The sequence below is a fragment of the Pseudomonas sp. NPDC089408 genome, assembly GCF_044749445.1.
GTDB lineage: Bacteria > Pseudomonadota > Gammaproteobacteria > Pseudomonadales > Pseudomonadaceae > Aquipseudomonas.
Window position 1 is genome coordinate 53,304 of record NZ_JBIVHY010000026.1, and the last position, 16,801, is coordinate 70,104.

General features: G+C 59.8%; 14 protein-coding genes and 1 pseudogene. 9 read left to right on the forward strand and 6 right to left on the reverse strand.

Features of this window, described 5'->3' with window-relative positions; translation table 11 throughout:
- Positions 1-347 precede the first annotated feature (347 nt).
- Positions 348-1,190, reverse strand: coding sequence for a 3-deoxy-8-phosphooctulonate synthase (kdsA, locus tag ACIP02_RS25855; RefSeq protein WP_400622449.1), 843 nt, complete (start codon positions 1,188-1,190; stop codon positions 348-350).
- 334 nt (positions 1,191-1,524) lie between these two features.
- Here kdsA and pgi point away from each other — a divergent pair, with 334 nt between their 5' ends.
- Complete coding sequence (pgi, locus tag ACIP02_RS25860; protein ID WP_400622451.1) at positions 1,525-3,189, forward strand: glucose-6-phosphate isomerase; 1,665 nt, start codon at positions 1,525-1,527, stop codon at positions 3,187-3,189.
- Between the two features lie 192 nt (positions 3,190-3,381).
- Entirely contained in the window at positions 3,382-4,116 is a 735-nt protein-coding gene (locus ACIP02_RS25865; protein WP_400622453.1) for a hypothetical protein, read from the forward strand.
- Between the two features lie 275 nt (positions 4,117-4,391).
- Here the strand turns inward: ACIP02_RS25865 and ACIP02_RS25870 are convergent, their stop codons facing one another.
- Together ACIP02_RS25870 and wecB are read right to left on the reverse strand one after the other, a co-directional pair.
- Positions 4,392-4,667: a DUF3077 domain-containing protein gene (locus ACIP02_RS25870; RefSeq protein WP_400622454.1), complete on the reverse strand. Its 276-nt coding sequence runs from the start codon at positions 4,665-4,667 to the stop codon at positions 4,392-4,394.
- A 685-nt stretch (positions 4,668-5,352) separates the two neighbouring features.
- Positions 5,353-6,483, reverse strand: coding sequence for a non-hydrolyzing UDP-N-acetylglucosamine 2-epimerase (wecB, locus tag ACIP02_RS25875; RefSeq protein ID WP_400622456.1), 1,131 nt, complete (start codon positions 6,481-6,483; stop codon positions 5,353-5,355).
- Positions 6,484-6,913: 430 nt separating this feature from the next.
- On the opposite strand from wecB, the gene ACIP02_RS25880 reads away from it, so the two are divergent.
- Positions 6,914-7,249, forward strand: coding sequence for a ComEA family DNA-binding protein (locus ACIP02_RS25880; protein ID WP_400622458.1), 336 nt, complete (start codon positions 6,914-6,916; stop codon positions 7,247-7,249).
- 387 nt (positions 7,250-7,636) lie between these two features.
- Here ACIP02_RS25880 and ACIP02_RS25885 read toward each other — a convergent pair whose 3' ends face one another.
- Entirely contained in the window at positions 7,637-7,804 is a 168-nt protein-coding gene (locus ACIP02_RS25885; RefSeq protein WP_003252762.1) for a DUF2897 family protein, read from the reverse strand.
- A gap of 535 nt (positions 7,805-8,339) precedes the next feature.
- On the opposite strand from ACIP02_RS25885, the gene pyrF reads away from it, so the two are divergent.
- The 3 genes from pyrF (at position 8,340) to ACIP02_RS25900 (ending at position 10,612) form a co-directional block, all read left to right on the forward strand.
- A complete protein-coding gene (pyrF, locus tag ACIP02_RS25890) occupies positions 8,340-9,041 on the forward strand; it encodes an orotidine-5'-phosphate decarboxylase (protein ID WP_012271070.1) in 702 nt (233 codons plus the stop codon).
- 162 nt (positions 9,042-9,203) lie between these two features.
- Positions 9,204-9,911, forward strand: coding sequence for a MarR family transcriptional regulator (locus ACIP02_RS25895; RefSeq protein ID WP_400622461.1), 708 nt, complete (start codon positions 9,204-9,206; stop codon positions 9,909-9,911).
- Positions 9,911-10,612 (forward strand): hypothetical protein, encoded by a 702-nt coding sequence (locus ACIP02_RS25900; protein WP_400622463.1) that lies wholly within the window; start codon positions 9,911-9,913, stop codon positions 10,610-10,612. Before ACIP02_RS25895 ends, ACIP02_RS25900 begins: the two co-directional genes overlap by 1 nt.
- Before the next feature lie 573 nt (positions 10,613-11,185).
- Here the strand turns inward: ACIP02_RS25900 and ACIP02_RS25905 are convergent.
- Positions 11,186-12,187: an NADP-dependent oxidoreductase gene (locus ACIP02_RS25905; protein ID WP_201207630.1), complete on the reverse strand. Its 1,002-nt coding sequence runs from the start codon at positions 12,185-12,187 to the stop codon at positions 11,186-11,188.
- A gap of 177 nt (positions 12,188-12,364) precedes the next feature.
- On the opposite strand from ACIP02_RS25905, the gene ACIP02_RS25910 reads away from it, so the two are divergent.
- Positions 12,365-13,126, forward strand: a complete 762-nt coding sequence (locus ACIP02_RS25910) for an SDR family oxidoreductase (RefSeq protein WP_400622465.1) — start codon at positions 12,365-12,367, stop codon at positions 13,124-13,126.
- A 344-nt stretch (positions 13,127-13,470) separates the two neighbouring features.
- Here the strand turns inward: ACIP02_RS25910 and ACIP02_RS25915 are convergent, their stop codons facing one another.
- Positions 13,471-14,214, reverse strand: coding sequence for a hypothetical protein (locus tag ACIP02_RS25915; RefSeq protein ID WP_400622467.1), 744 nt, complete (start codon positions 14,212-14,214; stop codon positions 13,471-13,473).
- A 955-nt stretch (positions 14,215-15,169) separates the two neighbouring features.
- Here ACIP02_RS25915 and ACIP02_RS25920 point away from each other — a divergent pair.
- Together ACIP02_RS25920 and ACIP02_RS25925 are read left to right on the forward strand one after the other, a co-directional pair.
- Positions 15,170-15,697 (forward strand): annotated as a pseudogene (locus tag ACIP02_RS25920) (HAMP domain-containing protein); the annotation flags it as partial.
- Entirely contained in the window at positions 15,695-16,558 is an 864-nt protein-coding gene (locus tag ACIP02_RS25925; protein WP_400622469.1) for a methyl-accepting chemotaxis protein, read from the forward strand. The pseudogene ACIP02_RS25920 and the gene ACIP02_RS25925, both read left to right, overlap by 3 nt.
- Positions 16,559-16,801 lie beyond the last annotated feature (243 nt).

Consider the following 16,801-nt stretch of genomic DNA (forward strand, 5'->3'; position numbering starts at 1 on the left):
TTCTAAGAGGCTGAGTAATATTCAAATTAAATTTTGTGATAGGGAAACTTTATGGGGTGGGATGCTGTGTGAGTTTTTTGTCGAAACCGTGGCTGGAGCAGTTTACGCTTTCGAGTTGTGCCCGATGTGCGCTTTTCTAAAGCTATGATGTTAGTTTGGGTTAGGCTTAGCGCAATCCAAGAAGAAACTAGTCATCTGAGCAAGCGCGTAGCTATCCAAAAAGCTAGTGTGATAGGCAGGTTGCGTCTAGTCAAATCTGCTCTGTCGATCTGAAAAAATAATGATTAATGTTTTGCCCATGAGGGGGAGTAACCCTTGTAACTCTCCCCCGACTCCAATCAAAAAGCTTAAGAAATTGAAAGTGAGGGGAAAGATTTGACAAGATCATCTATTGCTTTTATTTGAGCCAAAAATGGCTCGAGCTTGTCCAGTGGCAGTGCACTAGGACCATCGCACTTGGCTTGATCCGGATTCGGGTGCGCTTCTAGGAACAGGCCAGCCAAGCCCACGCCCATGCCAGCCCGCGCCAAGTCAACAACCTGCTCACGTCGGCCGCCTGAAGCAGCGCCGGATGGGTCGCGATTTTGCAGTGCGTGCGTAACGTCAAAAATGATAGGCAAATCATCACACGTGCGCTTCATCACGCCAAAGCCAAGCATATCTACGACCAGATTGTCGTAGCCCATGCAAGTACCGCGGTCGCACAGGATCAACTGGTCGTTACCAGCCTCCTTGAATTTGTGCACGATGTTTTGCATTTGCGATGGGCTAAGGAACTGGGGTTTCTTGATATTGACAGGCTTGCCAGTCTTGGCCAGCGCGACCACAAGGTCGGTTTGCCGTGCAAGGAAAGCAGGAAGCTGCAACACGTCAACCACTTCAGCAACCGGGGCAGCTTGGTAAATTTCGTGAACGTCAGTGATGATCGGGACGCCGAACTCAGCTTTCACCTTTTCAAAGATGCGCAGTCCTTCTTCCATGCCTGGGCCGCGGAAGGAATGAATGGAAGAGCGATTGGCTTTGTCAAAGCTGGCTTTGAAAACATACGGGATGCCCAGCTTCTCTGTTACGCGTACGTATTCCGCGCATGCAGTCAGTGCAAGGTCTTCCGACTCAAGGACGTTGATACCACCGAACAGGACAAAAGGAGCCGAGTTCGAGCATTCGATTGTGGGGGTGATCTTGATCATTTTTTACTCAATATGTCCATGGGGAGGGGCCCATAGGGAGTGGCGAGGGGGTAAGCAGCATGCCCTCGCTAAGCGTGGTTGATCCAATTCTACAATTTTTTGCCAGATTGATCAGGGTTTACTGAGGTAGGTGTATCAGAGCAGCTCAAAACCTTTCACATCTGATCAAGGGTGTTCCTTTACCAGAAAAAACGGGCATTTCGTCGCCCCTGAAAGCTTCCCTTTCGGGCTTTTCCCTTTCCCGCGCGTGCTTAATGCCTATAATGGCGCCGAATCTGAACCTGGCAATGACTGCTGGGTTCAAGCATCACCCAGCATCAAGGATCTCCCCGCAATGGCGTTTTACCGTACACCCCACGATGTCACTGCTTTGCCAACCTGGAAGGCGCTTCAGCAACACCGCGATGCCATGCAAGGCTTCAGCATGCGTGAAGCTTTTAGCAACGATGCCAATCGCTTCGACCGTTTCTCCCTGAGTAGTTGCGGCCTGTTCCTGGATTATTCGAAAAACCTGATCACCGACCAGACACGTGACTTGTTGGTGAGCCTGGCCAGCGAGGTGGGGCTTCAGGGTGCGATCCAGTCGATGTTCAGCGGTGAGGTCATCAACGCTACCGAAGGGCGCCCGGTACTTCACACGGCATTGCGCCGGCCAGTGGCTGACAAGCTGTGTGTCAACGGGGTGGACATTATTCCCGAGGTGCACAAGGTACTTTACCAGATTACCGATTTGGTCGGTCGTATCCACAATGGCCTGTGGCGCGGCTACACCGAAAAGCCGATTACTGACGTGGTCAATATCGGTATTGGCGGTTCGTTCCTTGGCCCCGAGCTGGTTTCCGAGGCGTTGCTGCCCTATGCCCAGCGTGGCGTGCGCTGCCACTATCTCGCAAATATCGACGGTAGCGAGTTCCATGAACTGTCTGCCAATCTGCGCGCTGAAACCACGTTGTTTATCGTTTCGTCGAAGTCGTTCAACACCCTTGAAACCCTGAAGAACGCTACCGCCGCGCGTACGTGGTACTTGGCGCAGGGTGGTACGGAGGCTGAACTGTATCGTCATTTTATCGCCGTCTCGAGCAATAAGTCTGCTGCAGTAGCTTTCGGTATTCGAGAAGAAAACATCTTCCCGATGTGGGATTGGGTGGGTGGACGTTATTCGCTGTGGTCGGCAATCGGCCTGCCGATTGCCCTGGCTATCGGTACTGCCAATTTCAAGGAACTGTTGTCTGGTGCGCATGCCATGGACCAACATTTCCAGTCCGCGCCTTTCAGTGAAAACATGCCTGTGCTGCTGGCTTTGCTTGGCGTGTGGTACGGCAACTTCTGGGGTGCGCATAGCCACGCGATCCTGCCGTACGATCACTACTTGCGCAACATCACCAAACACTTGCAGCAGCTGGATATGGAGTCCAATGGTAAGAGTGTTTTGCAGGATGGCACACCCGTCAAAACCGAGACCGGTCCGGTAATCTGGGGTGGCGTTGGCTGCAACGGGCAACACGCCTACCACCAACTATTGCATCAGGGCACTCAGCTGATTCCTGCTGACTTCATCGTGCCAGTAGTGAGCTTCAACCCCGTAGCGGACCATCACCAGTGGCTGTACGCAAACTGCCTGTCGCAGAGCCAGGCGTTGATGCTGGGCAAATCGCGTGATGAGGCTGAAGCTGAGCTGCGAGCCAAAGGCTTGAGCGAAACAGTTATCGAAAGGTTAGCACCACACAAGGTAATTCCAGGCAACCGCCCGAGCAATACCTTGGTCGTCGAGCGCATCAGCCCACGCCGCTTGGGTGCCTTGGTAGCCATGTACGAGCACAAAGTCTTCGTTCAAAGCGTTATCTGGGGCATCAACGCGTTTGACCAATGGGGTGTTGAGTTGGGCAAGGAGTTGGGTGAGGGGGTATATCAGCGCTTGATTGGAAACGTTGAAGACAGTGCTGAAGATGGTTCGACGCAAGGGTTGATCAACCACTTCCGCGGTCGGCACCGTGGCTGATTTCTCCAAGGCCAAGAGTCTAAAACGGGTGTGGGTAGGCGTAAGCTTGGAGCCGAACAGAGTTTTTGTCGTTTAAATGCTATCGTAAGTCATTCAAATGTATAGCACTCTGCAATGGTTAAGCTCGCTTTTCGAAGCGCTGTGAGTAATCGAGGCGTGCCAATTACGGCGCGACTCCCTTAACGTGAAACGATGAAAATCCTTAACCTCAAGAAGTTGTTTATGCCTGATATTTCAGCAGACGCAGCCAGCCTTATCCATGCCATAGCCTCTGCCACAGCGGTCATCGCAGCGTTGATCGCGGCCAGCGCGATGATCCTCGCCCACATGACCTCGGACGTGAAAAACCAGCACTCCGAATTGACGATTTCACGGGCCTCGCAGGAGGTTACCGTGGTCAATGAATCGGATGTGCAGGCGCAGTTGGAAATCCAGCAGCTCCTGGAGCAAAACGAGTCGCTCAAGGCCGAACTCGAACGTGGGAGGGCCGAACTGGAGCAGGAGAGGGCCGAACGGCTGAAGCTGGAAGCCAGCCTCAAGCCCCGAACGCTGACGCCTCAGGCGCAGGACGCATTCAAGGCGTTGGCGGGTGAGCTGAAGGCTAAAACGCTGGCACCGGTGGTACTGCTGAATATCCACAAGGATGACAAAGAGGCGGTTCGCTTTGCCAAGGAAATCGCTGTGGCGCTGACCAAGTCGGGTGTGCAGGTGCAGATCAAGCAGCTGGCTGTGCAAAAGCACAATACCGGTACCCAGGTGGTTGTGTATGCCGGGGTGGGTGGTGATGAGCTTGAGCAGGCGTTCAAGGCGGCGGATTTCGCGTCTGATATCAAACGCTCGGGGCAGAGCCCGCGGGTGAAGGTTGATGATGGGGATGCGATTGCGATTTCGGCGTTTATCAGTGTTTATCCTCGAACGGTGATTTGAGGGGGGCTGATGGGGGCTCTTGAAGTGGATGGCACCGGCTTTGCCGGTGTTCGCGGGGCGAGCCCGCTCCCACAGGTGCGTGCTTCTTCAGAAGTCCACTTCCATAGAAGGCCACTCCGGTGTAGGGGCGGTCTACCCGCGAAAGGGTGGGGCTGCTGGCCGGTTTCTATCGGGCATGTGGTGTTGTCGGTGCGGACGCATTCGCGGGTGAACCCGCTCCTACAAAAAAGCTCGGTAGGCGAGGTAGAGCCTCGCCTGGCTTGGGGGCGCGCGGTTTAGTGGCGCTTGTTCTTGGCAATCTCGATGTCGTTCATCAGGGCTTTGGCCATGGCCAGCAGGTAATCGGCTGCGCCCAGCATTTTGTGGTCGTCTTCCATGTCGCCTTCGCGCACCAGGTGCTTGCAGTAGCCCAGCAGGACGGAGACGTGTTCGTAGGCGTCGTCGACGGGGACGCCGGGTTGGACGCGGAGCAGGTCCAGGGTGGGGTTGCCGGCTTCGAGGAAGGTTTCGATGCCTGCGGTGAGGATGGGGGATTGGTCGTTGTTTTTCATGGTAGTAGCTCCTGGTAAGTGGAACTGCCACGCGAATCTTTCTCACGGATCAGGGCGGCAGTCGTACGCGGGGTGAGAAACCGAGGGAGCCACAAAGCCCGGCCAGACCGAGGTCTGCCCGCGTACGACCGCCATGACAGGCAAGCCAGGTAACTCGCATCAGGTTCTCACACCCGGTCACCCATATGGCGACCCGATGACGTTATCCCTGGGGCATTTCCCCGACAATTCAGCTGCTTCTGACTGGTGTGTAGGATAGTTCGCCTGGTTATCTGAGTTGAAGGGGTGGGGGGAGGTTTCAGGAAAGTCTGACGGGGCGGATGGCGGGCACCGCGTTGCCTTCTTCGCGGGGCAAGCCCTGATGCCAGTCAGTTAAGCGGTATAGGCTGACAGGTGCATGCCTTGAGATGTTGGGTGCCTGTGAGATCGAGCGCCGCCCGCGCGGCGCTTCGCGGCACAAGGCCGCTCCCACATCTGTTTCGGGCCAGTCTCTGCTGTGAGGGCGCCGCTGTCCGCCTTCTGTGCTCCCTTCGATATCGGGGGGAAATTGTCCTTCATCCATATGCAGCCATGCACCAGGGCTGCACCCCACCTGGCACTGGAGTTATTGGCCCGAAACAGATGTGGGAGCGGCCTTGTGCCGCGAAGCGCCGCGCGGGCGGCGCTCGGTCTCACAGGCGCTGCATTACTCCCCTGCAAACGCAGCCAGTGCTTCGCGAATGCGCGCACACGCCTTGCCATCGCCATACGGGTTATGCGCAACACTCATCTCGCGGTACACCGCTTCATCGGTCAGCAGGGTATTCAGCTCCCTCACAATCGATTCCACTTCTGTCCCCACCAACCTGACCGTACCCGCCGCCACAGCTTCGGGCCGTTCGGTGGTGTCGCGCATTACCAGCACCGGTTTGCCCAGCGCGGGCGCTTCCTCCTGTATGCCCCCCGAGTCGGTCAGGATCACGTATGCGCGGGTCATCAGGTACACGAACGGCAGGTAATCCAGTGGCTCGATCAGGTGGATGTTGCGCACATCCCCCAGCAGGCGGTTGACCGGCTCGCGTACGTTGGGGTTGAGGTGTACCGGGTACACCACGTCCACTTCGGGGAATTGCCGTGCGGTCTGCACCAGCGCCTGGCAGATGCGTTCAAAGCCGCCACCAAAGTTCTCGCGCCGGTGGCCGGTGACCAGCAACAGGCGGCGGTCGGCGGCCAGGTAGCTGAAGTGGCTGGCGAAACGGGCGTTCAGCGCCGGGCTTTGCAGCTTTTGCTCCACCTCCAGCAGGGCGTCGATCACGGTGTTGCCGGTGGTAAATATGTGTGCGGGGTCGGTGCCTTCGCGCAGCAGGTTGTCGCGTGAGGTGCTGGTGGGGGCAAAGTGCAGCGCGGCCAGGGCGCCGGTGAGGCGCCGGTTGCCTTCTTCGGGCCAGGGTGAATACAGGTTGTTGGTGCGCAGGCCGGCTTCTACGTGGGCAATCGGGATTTGCTGGTAGTAGGCCGCCAGGCTGGTGGCAAAGGTGGTGGCGGTGTCGCCGTGCACCAGCACCACGTCGGGCTTGAACTCGGCCAGCACGGGCTGGATGCCTTGCAGGATGGCGGTGGTAACGCTGGTCAGGTCCTGGCCGGCTTTCATGATGTTCAGGTCGTAGTCGGGGCTGATGCCGAACAGCTCCAGCACCTGGTCGAGCATTTGCCGGTGTTGGCCGGTGACGCATACACGGGCGTCGAAGCGGTTGTCCTGGGCCAGTTGCAGGGCTAGCGGGGCCATCTTGATGGCTTCTGGGCGGGTACCGAAAACGGTCAGGGTCTTGAGGGGCACGGCGGTGATCCTCTTGCTCGGGTCCTTGAAGCGCGGCGGTTTCCATTGCTCAAGAAATCTAGCAGGCGGGCAGTGGGGTGCCAGTTTGCAGGGGGGGCGTTGCCGGCCGGCGGGTGGGGTGGTTTGCGTGGCGGGCCTTGTTCGGCGGGCGCTGTGGGAAATTGGCAGTACGTGGGTAGGCAGGGGTTATCGGACAAACGGGGATTTGCCTGCGGGCACAGGGCCAAGGGCTTGAGCTGCCGGGGCTGGGGCCGGCAGCGGTGAAAAGGGCGCTGTTTGTGGGTGGTAGAGGCTGGCCGTTTTGCTGACCGATTCGGTAACCATTCGCCGGGGGTGGTGGGTGTTTTGCGGGCGGGTTAATCGCTAGGGTTGTTTGCGCAGCCGAAGGAAAACGGCTGCTGGAAACTGACCAACCCAAGGAGTGTTGACCATGCGTAATAACGTTCTGTCGTACTTGCTGCTGCCGCTGTTCGCCAGTTTGTCCTTCTCCCTTAGCGCTGCCCCGGCCAGTACCCCTGTGGTGGCCGAGCCGGTGCCGGTGATGGCCCAGGTACAGGCCCAGCAGGCACCGCGGCTGGATTTGAACACGGCAGATGCACTGACCCTGCAGAAGGGGTTGAACGGCATCGGCAAGGCCAAGGCCGAGGCGATCGTGGCCTACCGCGAGGCCAATGGGCCGTTTGCTTCGGTGGATGAACTGCTCGAGATCAAGGGGATTGGCAATGCGCTGCTGGAGCGTAATCGGGATAAGGTGATGGTGGAGTAAGTGGGGAGGGGCCGGGGTGATGCCCTGGCCCGATCCGGTCATGTATATCCGGAAGTCCAGGACAGGAGGCAGAGATGATTCAAAAAGGCGCAACTTGCCTTGGGGTTTTGCTTGCCTGTCAGATCGAGCGCCGCCCGCGCGGCGCTTCGCGGCACGAGGCCGCTCCCACATCTGTTTCGGGCCAGTTACTCCTATGAGATCACCCCTGGCCGCCCTGTTTGTTCCCTTCGGCGTCGGCATTGACGCTGCTCTTCATCAATCTCCAGCCATGCATCCAGGGCGCGTGTGCGCAGGTGGCAGGAGACACTGGCCCGAAACAGATGTGGGAGCGGCCTTGTGCCGCGAAGCGCCGCGCGGGCGGCGCTCGATCGAATAAGCGCTGCTTTATCAGCGGTCCTGCGCATCCTTGGCATCCGCCTCGGCGTTGCGCTCATGTACCTTGCGCAGTTGTTCTTCGGTCAGCGGCAGCTTCTTTGCCGTATCGCGCAGCATCATCAACCCGCCGACGATGGAGCCGAGGGCTATGATGAGTATCAGCCAGGCATACCAGGGCATTGTCGTTCTCCTTTGATCGGGCCATGGGCAACGCTTGTATGAAATTTGAGCGATTACCCGTTTCGTTGGTTCAATTATAGGTGTGTTCGCCGGGCCTTTAGCATTGTCTGTGCGATCGAGCGCCGCCCGCGCGGCGCTTCGCGGCACAAGGCCGCACACAGTCTGTTTCGGGCCAATCACTCCTGTGCTTTCACCGCTGGCCGCCTTGTTTGTTCCATTCGATATCGGCTGCGCCCGTGCTTTTCATCAATCTCCAGCCATGCACCAGGGGGCGAGTGCGGAGGAAGCAGGAGTAACTGGCCCGAAACAGATGTGGGAGCGGCCTTGTGCCGCGAAGCGCCGCGCGGGCGGCGCTCGATCTCATTGGCACCGAACATCTCAAGGCAAGCACCCATGGCATGCACCTGTCAGCCCAAACTGCTTAACTGAAAGGCATTAGCCCGTGCCGGGCCAATTCCGTGACCCGCGGGCCCCAAAGCCTGCGCCACTTCGTTTACAATGCGCGCCGTTTTCGACTTGCCAAGAGACCCTGCCCATGTCCGCCTGCCAGACGCCCCTGATCGTCGCCCTGGATTTCCCTACCCGTGAGGCCGCCCTGAAGCTGGCTGACCAGCTTGACCCTGCGCTGTGCCGGGTAAAGGTTGGCAAAGAGCTGTTCACCAGCAGCGCTTCGGGCATTGTCGAAACCTTGTGTGACAAGGGCTTCGAAGTGTTCCTGGACCTCAAGTTCCACGACATCCCCAACACCACGGCCATGGCGGTAAAAGCGGCGGCCGAGATGGGGGTGTGGATGGTCAACGTGCATTGCTCCGGTGGCCTGCGCATGATGGCGGCCTGCCGTGAAGAGCTGGCCAAGCGCAGCGGCCCGCAGCCGTTGCTGATTGGCGTGACCGTGCTGACCAGCATGGAGCGTGAAGACTTGGCCGGTATCGGCCTGGATGTCGACCCGCAAGAGCAGGTGCTGCGCCTGGCGGCATTGGCACAGAAGGCCGGCATGGACGGCCTGGTGTGCTCGGCGCTGGAGGCCCCGGCATTGAAGGCGGCGCACCCGTCGCTGCAGCTGGTGACCCCGGGCATCCGCCCGGCGGGCAGCGCGCAGGATGACCAGCGCCGTATCCTCACCCCGCGCCAGGCACTGGATGCCGGTTCCGATTACCTGGTGATCGGCCGCCCGATCAGCCAGGCTGCCGACCCGGCGCAGGCGCTGGCGGCGGTGGTGGCGGAAATTCGTGGGTAAGTAGACCCAGCGATAGAGAGAAAGGCCAGCACGAAGGTGCTGGCCTTTTTCGTTTGATGGGACTGTGCAGTTTGAAATTAGGTTTTGCTTGACTCGGCGAAAATTAGCATGCGACAATTGTCCACGTTTTATGGAATGTGGACAGTTGAGGTTTTGACCTTGATGAAGAGTCAAGATTTTTTGCTTATGTACAAATTGGTGAGCCTGTACGCTCAGGAAGAAAGGCTCGTAAAAGAGCTCAGCCTCTCCGATAGCGGGCCAAGTGCAGGCGCGGCGGCGACAGGACCTGCATTGGGCTGGGGTTCGTTCGCTTCCGTGACTGATGATTCGCCATTTGCCGATCTCGATTGGTACGGCTGGGCGGAGCCCACAGCGGTGCAGTCTTCAACCAAGTCATGGTCTGAGCATTATTCGTTGCGAAATCTCTCTGCCTCTCTGGGGCTGAGTAAAAGTGAGATTTCCAACTCGCTTCGTCGCTGCGAATACGCGGGCTTGGTCTACAGCGACCATGATACGAACATACTCAAGGTAAACCGGAGGGAGTTGTTGCAGATCACGGAGTTTGCCTTGAAATATTTTTACCCGGTTCGCCCAGGCGCTATCGTCCGTGGCATTCCAACCGGTTTCGCAGCACCAGCGCTGAATAGGCACCTCAAAAGCGCAGGTACTTTGCTACACGTCTGGCCGGACCCTTCTGGCAGTGAGCGAGGGCAGCTGATTGAGCCGCTGTACAAGACGGTCCCTCAGGCAGCAAAGCAGGACCGCTATCTCTATCACTACCTTGCGTTGGTGGATGCAATTCGTGTGGGCGGCCCCAGAGAAACCGGGGTTGCTGTCAATATCCTCAGGGAAGGGATGGGACTTAAGTAATGACATCAAACGCTGACCATAATTTAGAGATGATCGAATGTGTAGCTGAAGGCTTGGGTGAAGAGCTCCGCAATGAGGTTGCCTTCGTTGGCGGCTGCACAACCGCGATGCTCGTGACGGACAATACTGTTTTCGACGACATCAGGTTTACGGAAGACGTCGATTTGGTTATTGAGCTTGCAGGAATAGCCCAATGGCAGCGGCTCACTGAAAAACTTGCAGCCAAAGGGTTTCGGATCACTGGCGAGGACGAAATCAATTGCAGGTTCCGGTACCACGGGCTGATTGTTGATGTCATGCCCTCAGACCCCGCGGTGCTTGGTTATGCGAATCGTTGGTTTGTGGAAGGGTTGGAAAACGCCATTAAGTTTGCGCTTCCAAGTGGGATCGAAATCCAGATTTTCAGGCCGGCTTACTTCCTTGCTACCAAGCTCGAGGCTTTTCGAGGTCGCGGCGCTGGTGATCCCTATCACAAGGACGTCGAAGATATCATCGTGCTGATTGATGGGCGTCCAGAGCTTCTGGGTGAGGTCAGGCATGCCCAGCTTGAACTGCGTGAGTTCATTGCCGAGGGGATGCATGAGTTGGCGCGGCTTCCAGGCATCGACTACGCAATTCAGAGCTCAGGCTCGGTGAGAGCTAACCCAGGTCGAGGACGAATCCTGCACCAGATTCTGGCCGGCTTGGCGGCCATCGCTTGAGGTCCATAAACCGGTAGCTGAAGGGGTGTGGCCTGGAAGCAAATCATGATTTGCGGTGGTGGCGGCAACGGTGAACGGCTGGTAGAGGTTGGCCGGCAGGTCTGGCCCTTTCGCAGGTGAACCCGCTCCTACAACGGGCGGTGTCGAGGCGGCGATGTGCACCGACCAATGTAGGAGCGGGTTTACCCGCGAATACGGTGGCTACAGCAACGCTGAACGGTCGGTAGGAATTGGTTGGCAGGCCTGGCCTCTTCGCGGCGGTTCGACGCCTCGATGAACCCGCTCCTACAACGGGCGGTGTCGATGCAACGATGTGTGTGCACCAGCGATCAATGTAGGAGCGGGTTTACCCGCGAATACGGTGGTGGCAGCAACGGTGAACTGTCGGTGGAAATGGGCCGGCAGGTCTGGCCTCTTCGCGGCGGTTCGACGCCTCGATGAACCCGCTCCCACAGTGGCCGCTATCGAACCGTCGACATGGGGTTACCGCCGACCAATGCAGGAGCGGCTGATGTCGAACCACCGACAGCCCGTGCCGCCCATGCAGGAGCATACCGGCCCTGCCAGACGCGCTTAAACCTTCAACACCAGCTTGCCAAAATTCTCCCCGCTGAACAGCTTCAACAAGGTTTCCGGGAAGGTTTCCAGCCCCTCCACCACGTCTTCCTTGCTCTTCACCTGCCCACTGGCCAGCCAGCCGGCAATCTCCAGCGCGGCTTTGCCGTAGTCCTTGCTGTAATCCATTACCACAAAGCCTTCCATGCGCGCACGGTTCACCAGCAGCGACAGGTAATTGGCCGGGCCTTTCACGGCTTCCTTGTTGTTGTACTGGCTGATCGCGCCGCAGATCACGATGCGCGCTTTGTAGTTGATGCGCGTCAGCACTGCATCGAGGATGTCGCCGCCCACGTTGTCGAAATACACGTCCACACCTTTCGGGCATTCACGCTTCAGCCCGGCCAGCACGTCTTCGGCTTTGTAGTCGATCACCCCGTCAAAGCCCAGCTCATCCAGCAGGTACTGGCACTTTTCCGCACCGCCGGCAATGCCCACCACGCGGCAGCCTTTGACCTTGGCTATTTGCCCGACAATGCTGCCCACGGCACCGGCCGCGCCGGAAATCACCACGGTGTCGCCCGCCTTGGGCTGGCCGACGTCCAGCAAGGCGAAGTAGGCGGTCATGCCGGTCATGCCCAGCGCCGACAAGTAGCGCGGCAGGGGCGCCAGGTTGGGGTCGATCTTGTGCAGGCCCTGAGGCTCGCCGGTAAAGTAGTCCTGCACGCCCAGCGCACCGCTCACATGGTCACCCGGCTTGAACCCCGGGTGGTTGGAGGCCACCACTTCACCCACGCCCAACGCGCGCATCACCTGGCCCAGGGCCACAGGCGGGATGTAGGACTTGCCTTCGTTCATCCAGCCACGCATGGCCGGGTCCAGCGACAGGTACAGGTTGCGCACCAGCACCTGGCCTTCGCCGGGTTGTTCGGCAGGCACGGTCTCGAAACTGAAGTCGTCACGGCGCACGGCGCCGACCGGGCGTTTTGCAAGCAGGAAGCGGCGGTTGGTCTGGGTCATGGCGGGGTCCTTGTGTGCAGTGGAGGGAATCAGGCGTTCAATCTACCTTGTTGATGAAGGCAGGTCCTTAACATCACTGACAAGCATGGTAGCCCAACCGGTGGGGTGATGATGCTGCCCGGCCGGGCGGTGCCTGACTATGCTCGGAACCCCACCATACCGTCACAGGAGCACCCGATGAGCATGACCTTTTCCGGCCAGGTAGCCCTGGTTACCGGCGCTGCGGCCGGCATTGGCCGGGCAACCGCCCTGGCCTTCGCCCGGCAGGGCCTGAAACTGGTGGTGGCCGACCTGGACCCGGTCGGCGGCGAGGCCACCGTGGCGCATATCCAGGCGGCGGGCGGCGAAGCGATGTTCATGGCTTGTGACGTTACCCGCGACGCTGAAGTGCGCCAGCTGCACGAGCGCCTGATGGCGGCGTATGGCCGGCTGGATTACGCCTTCAACAATGCCGGTATCGAAATAGAACAGCACCGCCTGGCCGAAGGCAGCGAGGCAGAGTTCGACGCCATCATGGGCGTGAACGTGAAGGGCGTGTGGTTGTGCATGAAGTACCAGTTGCCGTTGCTGCTGGCCCAGGGCGGCGGGGTGATCGTCAATACCGCCTCGGTGGCAGGCCTGGGGGCGGCGCCGAAGATGAGCATCTACAGCGCCAGCAAGCATGCGGTGATTGGCCTGACCAAGTCGGCGGCCATCGAGTACGCCAAGAAGGGCATCCGCGTGAATGCCGTGTGCCCGGCGGTGATCGACACCGATATGTTCCGCCGCGCCTATGAAGCCGACCCGCGCAAGGCCGAGTTCGCTGCGGCCATGCACCCGGTGGGGCGCATCGGCAAGGTCGAGGAAATTGCCAGTGCCGTGTTGTACCTGTGCAGCGACGGTGCAGCGTTTACCACCGGGCATTGCCTGACGGTGGATGGCGGGGCTACGGCGATCTGAGCGGGTAGCGTGTGGGTCTATTCGCGGGCTTGCCTTGAAATGTTGGGGGCCTGTGAGATCGAGCGCCGCCCGCGCGGCGCTTCGCGGGACAAGCCCGCTCCCACAGTTTGTTTCGGGCCAGTCACTCCTATGAGGTCACCGCTGGCCGCCTTGTTTGTTCCATTCAATAACGGCAGCGCCGCTGCTCTTCAACAATCTCCAGCCATGCACCCAAGGAGCGAGTGCGCAGGTGACAGGAGTAACTGGCCCGAAACAGATGTGGGAGCGGGCTTGCCCCGCGAAGCGCCGCCCGCGCGGCGCTCGATCTCACAGGCCCCCAACATTTCAAGGCAAGCCCGCCCCGGTTAAAAACTGACACCCACTTTCACCCCATACTCATCCCGAGTCTGTTCATCCGAGTCGGTCATCAAGAACTGCCCGTCCAGTTCGTAGTTATATCGGCTGAAGTAAAGCGAGGCGAGTATTGGCACGCTGCCGTGTTGGTTAAACAGCACACTCAGTTCGGCAAACGGGTTACTGGTGTCATTCAAATCAACGTCTTCGCTGCTGATGTCATGTATTTCCAATTGCGAATCGCCATTGATAACGTGGCGTATACCGGCTTCAAAGCGCAACGTGGCATTGTTGAAACGGTAGTTGTAACCCGCTGCAACCTTGGCGAACGGTGTGCGGTTGGTGAGGTCAACGTCGTATTTGCTGGTATTGGGTGAAAGCCGGTTCCATTTGTAGCCGGCACCCACCAACAGGTCGAGGGACTGGCGCTCGGCTACGGCCAGCCGCCAGCCCAGGTCCAGGTCGGCCTGGCCGTCCTTCAGCTTCTGGCTCTGCTTTTTCGAGTACATGCCGCTGGCTTCGGCGTGGTAAATCAGGCCTTCTTTGGCCGTCATCTTGTTACCGTAATTAATGAACAGCCCGCCTTCAGGCATATGCTCGGTATCATTGCCGCGCCCGTTCAACTCCAACTGGGTATAACTTCCCTGCAGGCCAAGGGTTAATAACGGTGCCGTGGAAGTTTCTGCATGCCCCACCGTCGGGAGCGCAACAAGCAGCAACGGGGTGACCACAGCAGTAATCAGGGCTGTTTTCATGAAAAGCTCCAGGGGGCGCTACGGGTCCGAAGGGCGGGCCAGTTATCGATCACGATAGCGCTGTTTTTTAATTCGATAGTGGCAATTTAATATTTTTTCTTGCCCCACTATTGGCGCAAAATTAATGGCGTCAAAGTGGCTATATAAATAGGCAATTGGAATAACTTGCAGATGAGTTTGCTTCCATTTGATTGGCTCATTGGCCCGCACATGGCAGCTTCTTGGCTAGAATTCATGGCTTGTTGATGGCAGCCGCAGCGCCTGGCCAAACCGACCTCGACACAGCCAAAAACGACAAGACATAGCTATTTGACACTATTCTGGCGCCACCCCCTTGTTCACCGGCTGGCAAGGTTGCCACCCTTGGGGCTGGGATACCTCACAGGCTGAAAGGGGATCGGTGATGGGCGCGAGCAAGCACGGTGTGCTGGCCAACCTGGGCATGGCCCGCAAACTCGGCCTGGGCTTTGCCCTTGTGCTGCTGCTGACCGTGGTGGTGGCGGCCATTGGCATCGCGGCGTTGCACAGTGTTGGCCAGCGTTTCGACAGTTTGCGCCAGCTGGCCCAGTTCAATACCGACCTGCTGCGCTTGCGTCAGCATGAGCAGGCCTTTGCCCTGCGCTCCGACCTGCAGCAGGGTGAGGCCTTGCGCAGCGGCCTGCAGGGGCTGGCCGAGCGCGCCCGGGGCCTGCCGGCGCTGGCGGCGGCAGAAGCCGACCTGGCGGCCTACGGCCAGGCGTTCGAGGCGTTTGTCGAGGCGGTGCAGGCCAAAGAGCTGGCACTGGACATGGCCAGCTGGTCGGTGTCGAGCGTGGCCAATAACCTGGATGTGCTGCAGGCCGGCCTGGCCGATGATGGCGTGTACACCCTCAAGCAGTCTCAGGGCCAGCAGGGCGGCGAGTTCCTTGAACAGGCCGCGCAGGTGGCGCAGGTGTCGCGGCTGATGCTGCAGGCCATGGACGAGGCGCGGGTACGCCTGGAAAAAAGCCGCAAAGGCGAGGAGGGCGTGGCCCAAGAGCGCATTGCGCAAACCGTCGAGGCGGCCAGCCTGGTGGGCCAACTGCAGGGCGCGGTAGGTGATGCCGGCTACCAGAGTGTGTTGGGTGAAGTGGCCGGGCACATTGGCAGCTTCTCGGAAAAACTCAACGAATACACCGACCAACTGGCCCGGGAACAGGGGCTGAAAGCGCAGTTGCAGGCCAGTGCCGAGCAGGTCACTGGCAAGGTCGACCAGGCTTATCTGGGGCAGCAGCAGGCATTGCAGGGCGAACTGCAGCGCAATGCCGTGGCCATCGGCCTGGCCACGGCGCTGGCGCTGCTGGTCGGCGTGCTGGCGGCCTGGCTGATTACCCGCGCGGTGGTGGCCCCGCTGAAGCACGTCATTGCCCGCGCCCAGCGCATTGCGGCCGGCGAACTGGCGTTTGATGCCCAGGTGCCGCGCCGTGACGAAGTCGGCCAGCTGATGCAGGCGATGCAGCAGATGGCGGCGGGGCTTTCGGGGATTGTCAGCGGTTTGCAGCAGGGCATCGAGCAACTGGCCGGTAATGCCCAGGCATTGTCGGCAGTCACCGAGCAGACCAACCGCGAGGTGGGCAGCCAGAAGGAAGAAACCGAACAGGTTGCCACGGCCATGCAGCAGATGACCGCCACCGTGCACGATGTTGCGCGCAATGCCGAGCAAGCGGCGCAGGCGGCCGAGGCGGCGGATGAAAAGGTCGGCTCGGGGCAGCAGGTGGTGCGCCAGAGCATGCAGCGCATCGAGCAGCTGGCGGCGGCAGCCGAAACGGCCAGTGCCGGCATCGATAGCCTCAGTGCCGAAATCCACACCATTGGCGACGTGCTGGAAGTGATCAAGAGCGTGGCCGAGCAAACCAACTTGCTGGCGCTGAACGCCGCCATCGAAGCGGCCCGCGCCGGGGAACAGGGGCGGGGTTTTGCCGTGGTCGCCGATGAGGTGCGTGCATTGGCCCGGCGTACGCGGCAGTCGACCGAGCAGATCGAAACCCTGGTTGCCAGCTTGCGCGGTAATGCCCAGCAGTCGGTGGCGCAGATCCGCGGCAGTACCGACCTGGTGCGCCTGGCCGTGGCCGATGCGTTGCAGACTGAAAGTGCGCTGGGCAGCATTGCCGCGGCGGTGTCGTTGATTCAGCAGATGAACCAGCAGATTGCCGCGGCAGCCGAGCAGCAGAGTTCGGTGGCGGAAGAGATCAGCCGCAGCGTCACCCAGATTCGCGGCAGTGCCGACCAGGCGGCCTTGGCGATGCGGGACAATGCCCGGTCAAGTGTCGAGCTGGCGCAGTTGGGGACTGACTTGAAGGGGATGGTGGGGCATTTCAGGTTGTAGCCTGTACTGGCCTCTTCGCGGGTAAGCCCGCTTCCCACCTGGCCAGCATCACTCTTGAGGCAGGTACAGAACCTGTAGGAGCGGGGGGGGGGGGGGGGGGGGGGGGGGGGGGGGGGGGGGGGGGGGGGGGGGGGGGGGGGGGGGGGGGGGGGGGGGGGGGGGGGGGGGGGGGGGGGGGGGGGGGGGGGGGGGGGGGGGGGGGGGGGGGGGGGGGGGGGGGAGGGGGGGGTGGGGGGATAGGGG

Bases quoted from the DNA above. Each gene is read 5' to 3' on its own strand.
- ACIP02_RS25870 (WP_400622454.1), bottom strand. From the start codon at position 4,667: ATGAAAAACAACGACCAATCCCCCATCCTCACCGCAGGCATCGAAACC.
- ACIP02_RS25865 (WP_400622453.1), top strand. From the start codon at position 3,382: ATGAAAATCCTTAACCTCAAGAAGTTGTTTATGCCTGATATTTCAGCA.
- ACIP02_RS25900 (WP_400622463.1), top strand. From the start codon at position 9,911: ATGACATCAAACGCTGACCATAATTTAGAGATGATCGAATGTGTAGCT.
- ACIP02_RS25885 (WP_003252762.1), bottom strand. From the start codon at position 7,804: ATGCCCTGGTATGCCTGGCTGATACTCATCATAGCCCTCGGCTCCATC.
- pyrF (WP_012271070.1), top strand. From the start codon at position 8,340: ATGTCCGCCTGCCAGACGCCCCTGATCGTCGCCCTGGATTTCCCTACC.
- ACIP02_RS25915 (WP_400622467.1), bottom strand. From the start codon at position 14,214: ATGAAAACAGCCCTGATTACTGCTGTGGTCACCCCGTTGCTGCTTGTT.
- ACIP02_RS25880 (WP_400622458.1), top strand. From the start codon at position 6,914: ATGCGTAATAACGTTCTGTCGTACTTGCTGCTGCCGCTGTTCGCCAGT.
- ACIP02_RS25910 (WP_400622465.1), top strand. From the start codon at position 12,365: ATGAGCATGACCTTTTCCGGCCAGGTAGCCCTGGTTACCGGCGCTGCG.
- pgi (WP_400622451.1), top strand. From the start codon at position 1,525: ATGGCGTTTTACCGTACACCCCACGATGTCACTGCTTTGCCAACCTGG.
- ACIP02_RS25925 (WP_400622469.1), top strand. From the start codon at position 15,695: ATGGCGGCGGGGCTTTCGGGGATTGTCAGCGGTTTGCAGCAGGGCATC.
- kdsA (WP_400622449.1), bottom strand. From the start codon at position 1,190: ATGATCAAGATCACCCCCACAATCGAATGCTCGAACTCGGCTCCTTTT.
- ACIP02_RS25905 (WP_201207630.1), bottom strand. From the start codon at position 12,187: ATGACCCAGACCAACCGCCGCTTCCTGCTTGCAAAACGCCCGGTCGGC.
- ACIP02_RS25895 (WP_400622461.1), top strand. From the start codon at position 9,204: ATGAAGAGTCAAGATTTTTTGCTTATGTACAAATTGGTGAGCCTGTAC.